This is a genomic window from Limosilactobacillus coleohominis (assembly GCF_016901675.1).
GTDB classification, from domain to species: domain Bacteria; phylum Bacillota; class Bacilli; order Lactobacillales; family Lactobacillaceae; genus Limosilactobacillus; species Limosilactobacillus intestinavium.
This window is the reverse complement of sequence record NZ_JACJKU010000061.1, coordinates 1-8,844: the sequence shown is the minus strand read 5'-3', so window position 1 is coordinate 8,844 and position 8,844 is coordinate 1. Positions and strand designations below refer to the sequence as shown.

Annotated in this window: 9 protein-coding genes and 1 pseudogene; 9 read left to right on the top strand and 1 reads right to left on the bottom strand. The window is 37.6% G+C overall.

Going from position 1 to position 8,844, the window contains the following annotated elements:
- Positions 1 to 108: pseudogene (locus H5975_RS06230) on the top strand (IS30 family transposase); the annotation flags it as partial.
- A gap of 28 nt (positions 109 to 136) precedes the next feature.
- Here the strand turns inward: H5975_RS06230 and H5975_RS06225 are convergent.
- Positions 137 to 526, bottom strand: a complete 390-nt coding sequence (locus H5975_RS06225; RefSeq protein ID WP_204785320.1) for a hypothetical protein — start codon at positions 524 to 526, stop codon at positions 137 to 139.
- 656 nt (positions 527 to 1,182) lie between these two features.
- On the opposite strand from H5975_RS06225, the gene H5975_RS06220 reads away from it, so the two are divergent.
- From H5975_RS06220 to H5975_RS06185, 8 genes are all read left to right on the top strand, one after another.
- Positions 1,183 to 1,617 (top strand): hypothetical protein, encoded by a 435-nt coding sequence (locus H5975_RS06220; protein WP_047767173.1) that lies wholly within the window; start codon positions 1,183 to 1,185, stop codon positions 1,615 to 1,617.
- Between the two features lie 572 nt (positions 1,618 to 2,189).
- Entirely contained in the window at positions 2,190 to 5,066 is a 2,877-nt protein-coding gene (locus H5975_RS06215; RefSeq protein ID WP_047767171.1) for a hypothetical protein, read from the top strand.
- A gap of 13 nt (positions 5,067 to 5,079) precedes the next feature.
- The gene (locus H5975_RS06210) at positions 5,080 to 5,451 is read left to right on the top strand and encodes a hypothetical protein (protein ID WP_047767169.1); all 372 of its coding nucleotides are present in this window, start codon (positions 5,080 to 5,082) and stop codon (positions 5,449 to 5,451) included.
- Between the two features lie 18 nt (positions 5,452 to 5,469).
- Positions 5,470 to 5,823, top strand: coding sequence for a hypothetical protein (locus H5975_RS06205; RefSeq protein ID WP_047767167.1), 354 nt, complete (start codon positions 5,470 to 5,472; stop codon positions 5,821 to 5,823).
- A 181-nt stretch (positions 5,824 to 6,004) separates the two neighbouring features.
- A complete protein-coding gene (locus tag H5975_RS06200; RefSeq protein ID WP_047767165.1) occupies positions 6,005 to 6,421 on the top strand; it encodes a hypothetical protein in 417 nt (138 codons plus the stop codon).
- Between the two features lie 13 nt (positions 6,422 to 6,434).
- Complete coding sequence (locus tag H5975_RS06195) at positions 6,435 to 7,004, top strand: hypothetical protein (protein WP_053002991.1); 570 nt, start codon at positions 6,435 to 6,437, stop codon at positions 7,002 to 7,004.
- A 19-nt stretch (positions 7,005 to 7,023) separates the two neighbouring features.
- Positions 7,024 to 7,209: a helix-turn-helix domain-containing protein gene (locus H5975_RS06190; RefSeq protein WP_047767163.1), complete on the top strand. Its 186-nt coding sequence runs from the start codon at positions 7,024 to 7,026 to the stop codon at positions 7,207 to 7,209.
- Positions 7,210 to 7,272: 63 nt separating this feature from the next.
- Complete coding sequence (locus H5975_RS06185) at positions 7,273 to 8,505, top strand: tyrosine-type recombinase/integrase (protein ID WP_047767161.1); 1,233 nt, start codon at positions 7,273 to 7,275, stop codon at positions 8,503 to 8,505.
- Positions 8,506 to 8,844: the final 339 nt, after the last annotated feature.

Sequence of the window (8,844 nt, the reverse complement as noted above, 5' to 3'; positions counted from 1 at the left end):
AAACTAGAAATCAGTTTAAGCGATCTTCCTGACCATGGTATTAGGCGCCATCGAGCTAAAGAAACTCGTGGTACTTTTTGCCATGGACGTTCAATTGATACACGTCCTCTTTTAATAGCGAGATATTAGTTATAAGTTAGCTGTTTTCATCTTTTTTCCATAGTTTTGTAATTGCATCATCGATTGCTGTTGGGAGTAAGTAGATACGTACTAGGACGTCGCATGCCTCAGCTCCTTTGTGGATAGCGTCGAAACTTGGATCCAGCTCGTCAATAGCGGTTCTTAAAATTTCCCAGTTACCAACGAGATTTCTTTCAGCTTGTAGCGTGTTAAAGGTGTAAGAACCACTTCCATTGCCAGTAACGGAATCCACATTAAATAATTTTTCATTTAATTCTTCAGTGGCTTGTTGTTTTCCTGATTGTTTTCCTGATGCTAGTAAATTTAAGCGATTTGTAAAGGTTAGTTCATTTTTAATGTAGTCGATTATGTCCTTAGTTTCTTCTTGTAAGTAATTATATGTCATATTTGAGACCTCCAATTCTTGTAATCGAAGGCTTCACAAGCGTGATATTATCACGCTGTGTTAGTTAAATCATAAAATTTATATAAGATTTTTTTAACGGCTTGACAGAATTGTAAAATTGGAAAACAATACATATAGAGGATAAAACATAGTAACTTAGTTGATTTCAGCCGTTTATGAGGATATGGTTCGTAACCAAGACGTTGGAATGCAGAGCATTCCTTGGTTGAACCTTGTGTAGTAACTGTGTTGATTGAAATTAGTACTGATTATGACGGTTACACTATTTACCATATTCTTACTTTTACTTTGACGGTGGGGTACAGAGTACCCCTTAATGGAATTATGTTGTAAGAAGTTTTTTATTGGGATTAGTTGGTATTTGTAACCTTCATAGCAAAAATAATTTGAGGATGTAAATAAAGAGCGACAAAGTCGCTCTTTTTGGATTGATGTTGGAACTGAATTACGTTTTTAGGTGAACCTTTTTGGTTCGCCTTTTTTGTTGTTTTAAATATTTTTACTTTCAAAGCAAAATTGTTTTCCAGACTTGAAATTGGGCAGCAAAGCTGCCCTTTTTTGACTTGTGTTCGAAAAAAACGAACACGGGTTGCTAAAAACAATCGAAATTCTTAAATATTTAAGGAGGCATTTCCATGAAAAAAATTATTAATGGAATCCTATACAACACTGAAACTGCTAAAGAGCTTGCTGAATGGAGTAACGGTCTTTCTTCATCTGATTTTTCTAATGAAACTGAAACCTTATATCGTAAGAAGAATGGACAACTGTTCTTATATGGTAGTGGTGGTCCACTTTCAGAATATGCAGTATCCTATATGCAGAGTTGGACATCTGGTGAAGACATTAAGCCTCTTACAATTGAGGCAGCTAAACGTTGGGCAGAAAACAAGCTAGACGCTGATGAGTATGAGGAAGTCTTTGGTGAAGTTTCTGAAGGTGATGAGCTGGTATCGGTCACACTTCAGTTTGAACATGATGTCTGGAAAAAACTAGTAAAATTAGCAAGTAGCGAATACACTCCAGCAGAAGATGTTATAGAAGAAATCGTCACAAAGAACTTTCAATAAATTCATTGAGAATAGAGAGTGCTTTTTGTTATAATCCTGATGCTTTTATACAGCATTATGCTGTATATATGCCATATTGCGATATTTATTTAAAAATATTTTTAATAAAAAGATTGACTAAAATGTAATATCGCTTATAATAATGTCATACGGAACAAATCCGTATGGAAATGAATATAAAAGTCGTTATTATCAGTTCCAAACCAGCACAGGCTAAGTAGTCGAGAATTGATGCTCTCGGTCGAAATTTTACCTAAGCCAATTGTATCTCTAACCACTAAAAGTATCAGAAGCAGGGTGTCACGAACCCTGCAACCCGTGAGGATGCCGTGGTAGTGTGAGCGGATTGAGATTGGACGTTCAATCCTTAAAAGCAATAAGTCCTGACGTATGATAAAAATGCTTGTCTAAGCGAGGATACGCTTAGAATTAGGCGGTAAAAAGCCTGCATTCATCAAAATCCGACGACTATAAATAAACAAATGACTTTAACAGGTCGTTTGATAATAGTGAGAGTTTATCTCATTACTATCAAACGGCCTGTTTTGCGTTTAGAAAGGAGAGTTGAAACTATGTTTGTTCAACAAAAGCTATTTAGTCAGTGGCAATTACCGGGCGAAGATCCTGGAAAGGTAATCATTGGTTTTGACACTGAATACCAATCAAACACACGAAACCAAATTCCAATTGGTGGCGAACTAATTGAAGTTAACCAACGGCGGCTAGAAGATATTATTTCAATCCAGTTAAGTTTTAACTATTGTAATCGGTCACCCACCTTGTATTTTATCAAGCGGGATAGCACTGATGATGTTTTCCGTTTTAGCGATGTAATGAAGTTGTTGAAGAAGTATTTGCGACATATTGGCAGCTACGATGAAGTGAAGAAGTTACGTAAGTTCACCTTAGAGTTTTGGACTTTCTGGGGCGGTGTCGATCTTAGTGTTTTCAAAGACTATGAAAAAATTCTGACTGAAAATGCGCGTAAGAAAGACAAAGCCAGTAAGATCGTTGCTATTCACAGTAATACCGTCTTCACTAGTCAACCACTAAAGCTGCTCGTTCGGGATAAAAATCGAAATATCGTCAAATTAACGAAAAACGACCATTTAGTCATACGGGATATGACTAAGCTTGCACCTGGTAAGTTGAACCTAGCTGGACTTGGCAAGTTGATTGGAGTTCCGAAGATCGATACTGAAAAATGGGATGCTCAGGACGGACACACCAAAGGATTTTATAAGTCACATATGACTAAACTCTGGCAGAATCGTCGGAGTGAGTTTGTTGATTATGCTCTTGAAGATGTGGTTGTGACTGCTTTATATGGAACTTTTATTCTTAACTTTCAGCAGACTTTAACCAAGGACGGGTTCGGAGATTTTAAGCCTCTACAACTGAAACCTTCGCTTGGTAGTATTGTTGGAACGATTATTGGTTGTGAAAATGAACAGCCAGCTGATTGGATTGTTGATGAGGTTATCAAACTTCTATCACAACTTAACCAGCGAAGTGATAATGATGAAGATTTTGAAAGTTTCTTAATGACCATATGTAAACCCAAAATAACAAACGTTAAAGGTAAGGTTGAACGTAACTATCACTTTGATGAATTGTTAGCGGAGCCAACGCCAGAGCATTTGAGGGAATGGTTAACGGATCATCTTGACTTTGACAAGATCCGCAAGGGTTATGCTTTCCCGCGAACAGATATTAGTAATGATAGTAGTCATAAGCATTTAGTTCACGACATGACTAATAAGGTTGATGCTCCTCTAAATCGGATGTTTGATGATGCCGTTAAAGCGTATAGCGGCGGCTATAACTTGGTTCAGTGGACTGGCGTGCTTCCGGCGGACGGTGAGAAACGTGATTGGGATTTGAGTTCAGCTTATTCGGAAGCTGGTCACCTAATTCCAGATATTGCGCCAGGTTTGGGTGCCGTTAAGTTCAGGGAGTTTCACAACTTGGCTGCTAACCAGTTTTCACGAATTGTTAAAGCCACCGGAAAAATGAACGGACCTTATACAGTCGGCGTGGGGATCTTTGATATTGAATATCCGAAAAACTACAAAGGATTCGTAATTACCCCGAAAAATGTTGATGACGGTCCTCGATATTTTCGGAAGATCCAAGAAGTTTACTTATCCTATACAGACGCTTACACCGCTTGGGTTTGTGGCGCAAAGGTCTTCACTCATCGAATTACCTTTGTGAAACAAGCAAAGATTCAACCTGGAACATTGAATGGCGTCAGTCGTGAAGGTCATATTCAAGACATCTTCCAGAAACGCCGAGAGCAATATACTCACGGAAGTCCCGAGGATCAAATGAACAAAAACGTGGTCAACCAGTGCTATGGCGTAACCGCTGAAGGCATTAAAGAAAAGACTAGTCCTGATTACAATAACGGCCGTCCATATTATGTACCGTTTTCAAGGATTACTAATCCACTAAAAGCTATGCAATTTACGGCCATTACTCGTTTACACATAATTACTTTGCAACGGGCAATTTGGCTTGTTGATTCCAGTACCATCTTCCTAAATAACGTTACAGATGGTTGCCTTACTTGGACTAAAAAGCCACTTGATATTGACGACATCATGAATGTAATGGACCAGATTACTCTAAAAGAAAATCGTTGGTATCACGACATGGTACACCAATTTTTTGACGGTAAGTATGTGAAAAGGAAAGACGGAACAACTGATGAAACTGCTAATTTACGAACGCGGTTGACATTTAGTCGTGATAATAGCTTGAAAGCGATGGTGGGATTAACCAAGATCACACCTCAGGAAGTCTTTGAGAATTATCTTGATCTCAATCGCCCTACTATCAATGTAGTTAATCATCAGATTACTGGAATCACAGCGATGCGTCACGAGAAAAAATTTCAACATCTGCAAACATCTTGGGATCAGCCAACCGATTTATTCTTTGCTTATGATATGGCCCAAGTGCCAACCAAGTATCATCACAATGGGAAGTACGTTTTCTGGGAAACAAGACCTTTTGACTCAGAGGATGAGTTTAATCGTATCTGGCAAACAGGTCGTGACTTACTCAAGTATGGTGTTTGGTACCTATCAAGTTATGCGCCGTTCTTTGCAAGAGCATTTAATGAACTTCAAAAGGGGTATCGACCGACGAAGTTTTGGAAAGTTGTTAAGAAAGACCGTCACGGTAATTCTTATTATCATCGCGGCACTGAAGTATATCGAAATTGGGTGTTCTATGTTGCAAGAAATAACTTAGAAGTTCAAAAGTCATACCAAATAATCGAACAAAAGTTTATTGAAGAAGGATGGCCCTATCTGCGTGGTCCTGAAGAGCGTGACATTCCTCAGCTTCAATCGTTTCGGGCAACTATACGGCGTATTCAAAAGAAACATATCAAGGTTCTTCCAAATTACATTTTGTTGCATGAAGTCAATCTAATTTAAGGAGAATTAAATTATGAATAGTCAATTATCTAATGTAAATCAACTAATTATTAAGACAATTAAGGAAAGCTTTGAACGAGAATTTGTATCAAAATTGATTAAGAATATTGGCTTACCAAGTGCCGAGTTTCTATTTAAATATGAGTTTAATCGAAAGTTTGGTACTTATGGTGAGTTATGGGATGGAAAACCTAATGAATACATTGATACCAATAAAATCAGTCAAATTCTTAATAAATGTGGAGTTTCAAAAAAAGAGTATGATGCTCTTTATCACTTAACTGGTGAAGCCCGCGTGAAAGTGTTAGCAGAACTTCAAAACGATGTAGTGGTCGGAATTCCATGGCAAATTACACCTGATGAATTATTGAAAGAACATAACTAATGAAGGAGAAATCAAATTATGAAATCAAATCTTAACTTAGCTCAAGCAATCGTTACCTTAGCAGACAAGGTTTATATTGGTTACGCCATGGAACGTTTAGATAAGGAAGGCCCTAAGGCAAACGTACTCGACGTGATGTTTAAGTATCGGGCAGAAGCTATCCGCAAGTACGGATACTATGGTGAATTATGGGATGGTAAGCCGACAAAATATGTCGACAAAAAGATGATTGAAGAAACTTGTGCAGAGTACCACATCTCAAAGCAAGAATATGATGCTTTTTACCACCTGAAGGCTGATGATCGGCTAGAAGCCTTGTCCTACATTTGGCTTGATGGGTTACGCGAAGGAATGGAATTGTTAGATGAATAGGAAAGAGGTAATTGTTTTATGGATGTGGAATGTTTACAGGAACGAAAGTTAATTAATGCACTGACAAAAGGAATGCTAATGCTATCTTCTGGTGTTTCACCACCTAATTATTAATGACTAAGAAGTATTGTCTCTCGATTGCATAGTGCGATGTTTGTTAAATGAATGGAGGAAACAAAAAATGGATAAGAAGTTATTAAAGTTTTTACCAATGGAAAAGTTTATTGAAGCTGCAGCACCAAAAATTCTAGATGGTGTTTGTACGATTTTATCTCCTAAAATGCCGCCTTCAGATCTTTTCGATATGAGTTGGGCTGACGTTGATCCAGACGCATATCTCCAAGCGGTTAAGTGTATTGGGGAGTACGCAGAACGCTGGAAAGGTCTTCCTAATGTTGTTATGACACAAACAGATATTGAAAAAATGAAGTGTAAGTATAATATTAGCGATCGGTTGTATGATGAGTACTTTCAGCTATCAATGAAAGAAAAAAAGATTGTTCGCGTATTATCCAAAGCTCCAGTGAGTGAATGCATGCCAGATGAAGCTTATTATGATCCTGATGACTTGGATGAATTGAATCTTTTTGATGACTAAGGAGTTGATAACTATGTATCTTTCTTTTATGAGGTATAATCACCGTTACACTTTTAAAGCTGATATTGAGGGTTTTAAAGTGAACGATGAGTATGCCGCATCAATTGATGAAGAACTATATAAGCCAGTAGTTACTTTGGAGAATGTTTATTGCTTAGATCCCGATGATAAATTTAAGTTTGTGGCTATCGGTGCTGAGTTGAATTATGGTAAGCAACTAGCTCAGTTAGGGCAATTAGCAAAGGGAGAAACAATTCAGTTCAATGCTCGAATTGTCTCTCCTTGGGCACATAAACTTCAAGAAGATTTACGTAATCCGACAAAGGTTTCGATTATCAAGCCGCTGATGAAAGAACGTTATCCAGTACCAGATAGTGAAAAACTTCGTGTTGGTTACATCATGGAAGTGAATGGCCCAATGAATGGTCAACCATACGATTCTCATCTGGTGCATCAATATGATAATTGGTGTGATATTTATGGATGCAAAAAAGGCTTTGCAACTCGCCAAAGTAATACAAAGCCTTCAACAACAATTCGCCAAAACCGTTGTCATAAACATTATGGCACGGATTCAAATTAGATGAAAGGAGCTTGTCATAATGTTTGGAACTGAATTTAAGAATGCTCGACAACTTGCCAAAGCTCTTGGAATTGGTAACACAACATTATTCAAAATGCTGAAGAAGAAAAATCAACATGGGCAATCATGTCCGGTTCATCAGTTAGCCCCTGGCTGTCGTAAGTATTACAAGGTCGATGAAGTCAAGCAGTGGCTAATGAATTAGCAATGTGTTGTGTTACAATAAAGGGGGCCTATGTGACCTCTTTTTTATTAAGAGGTAATTAAAATGGCAATAACATTAATCAAAAGTGGCAAGAAAAAAGGGCATTATCGTGTGCGGATTCAACCCGTTGATAGGACAACTGGTAAAACGATAAAGATTCCAAGTGTTATTACAAATGGTACTACCCGTAGTGAAGCTGTTAACCTAGAAACAAAGTTATGGGCAAAGTTTCATGATGAAGTCAAAATCGAAAATCAAATGCTTGATCAACCATTGTCAGAAGCATTTCAAAAGTATGTTGATGAATGTCACGATAATGATCGCTGGGAAGATTCAACGTATTATGATTGGCAGTATACTGCTAAGCTAATTAAGAAATTCTTTGGTCGTCAAAAGATTAAAGATGTTCGTGAAGCTGATGTTAATTCTTTTGCTCATGATTACGTTAAGAAGCATAAAACACGAGTGGCAAAGCATACGACAATTGACCGTCAATTGCAAAATATTCGATCATTCTTTAATAAGATGCGTCAATATGGATTGACAGTTAATCCGGTACCTGAATCAGCTTTATCACAATTCTTTCGGAAAGGTGATATGACTATTCCAGATAAAAAGTATGTGTTTACTAGTGATGAGGTCAATGCAATTCGAACAACTTTGTTTGCTGAGTTAAAAAATACGCCATTTATCTATTGGGGTAGTCGATTAGCAATTTTAATTGCGTTAGATACTGGAATGCGTCCGCAAGAGATTCAAGCATTGCGCTGGGATGAGTTTACAAAAGAAGGTGGTTTTACCGTCTTATCTATTGACGATTCGTGGTGTGAACGGTCAAAGAAATTCAATGGCCATCTTAAAGCGCGAATGCATGGTGAGAGTCGGAAGACATTGTCTATATCTTCGGAACTGTTGGATGTGTTGAAAGATTATCACCAGAAACAGGAATCAATACTAAATAGGAAGAAATTAGTAAATGATAACAACTTAGTTCTTCTTAACTTGACAGATTTTGTTAGGTGTTCTGAGGGATTGCCAATAGCACAACGAACAATGAATGATATGCTTAAACGCACTGCTAAAAAGGTTGAAGTTAATAATGGATCATTAGCAGTAACTATGTATACATGTCGTCATACCGTTGCAACTAAATTAGGGAATACTCCTAACATGAGTTACCCATGGGCAGCTAGTCGACTAGGACACAGCCTGCAGATGTTTATGCGTACTTATGTACATCCTGATAAGGACCTAAATCAATCAATGCTTGAATTAGCAGTGACTGCAAATAACTAGATAGAGAATTTCCGTGTGTTTACGAAACACACCAATTGGCGCCATGCAAAATGACCCCATGTGGCTGTAAGGCCGAGGGCAGCATCACTCTGTCCATTTAGTCAGCATAATTAAAACTTACAGAGTTTATTGATCCTTGATATATCAACGTTTTACAAAGGTATATCAAGGATTATTTTTGTTTATTTAAGAATGTTATGCACACGGCAGTGCACACAGAAAAAGCATGTGCATGAGTTTGCATCAGGAAGAGGTTGTATACACTGATTTAATGGGCTTTGTGCCCATTTTTTTGTGTGCAAATTAGCATTTGAATTGTATTATGGCTAATTGTTAATG

What these genes read in the sequence shown, in the direction of transcription:
- H5975_RS06215 (WP_047767171.1), top strand. Translation starts at nt 2,190, where the DNA reads ATGTTTGTTCAACAAAAGCTATTTAGTCAGTGGCAATTACCGGGCGAA.
- H5975_RS06185 (WP_047767161.1), top strand. Translation starts at nt 7,273, where the DNA reads ATGGCAATAACATTAATCAAAAGTGGCAAGAAAAAAGGGCATTATCGT.
- H5975_RS06190 (WP_047767163.1), top strand. Translation starts at nt 7,024, where the DNA reads ATGTTTGGAACTGAATTTAAGAATGCTCGACAACTTGCCAAAGCTCTT.
- H5975_RS06205 (WP_047767167.1), top strand. Translation starts at nt 5,470, where the DNA reads ATGAAATCAAATCTTAACTTAGCTCAAGCAATCGTTACCTTAGCAGAC.
- H5975_RS06220 (WP_047767173.1), top strand. Translation starts at nt 1,183, where the DNA reads ATGAAAAAAATTATTAATGGAATCCTATACAACACTGAAACTGCTAAA.
- H5975_RS06195 (WP_053002991.1), top strand. Translation starts at nt 6,435, where the DNA reads ATGTATCTTTCTTTTATGAGGTATAATCACCGTTACACTTTTAAAGCT.
- H5975_RS06200 (WP_047767165.1), top strand. Translation starts at nt 6,005, where the DNA reads ATGGATAAGAAGTTATTAAAGTTTTTACCAATGGAAAAGTTTATTGAA.
- H5975_RS06210 (WP_047767169.1), top strand. Translation starts at nt 5,080, where the DNA reads ATGAATAGTCAATTATCTAATGTAAATCAACTAATTATTAAGACAATT.
- H5975_RS06225 (WP_204785320.1), bottom strand. Translation starts at nt 526, where the DNA reads ATGACATATAATTACTTACAAGAAGAAACTAAGGACATAATCGACTAC.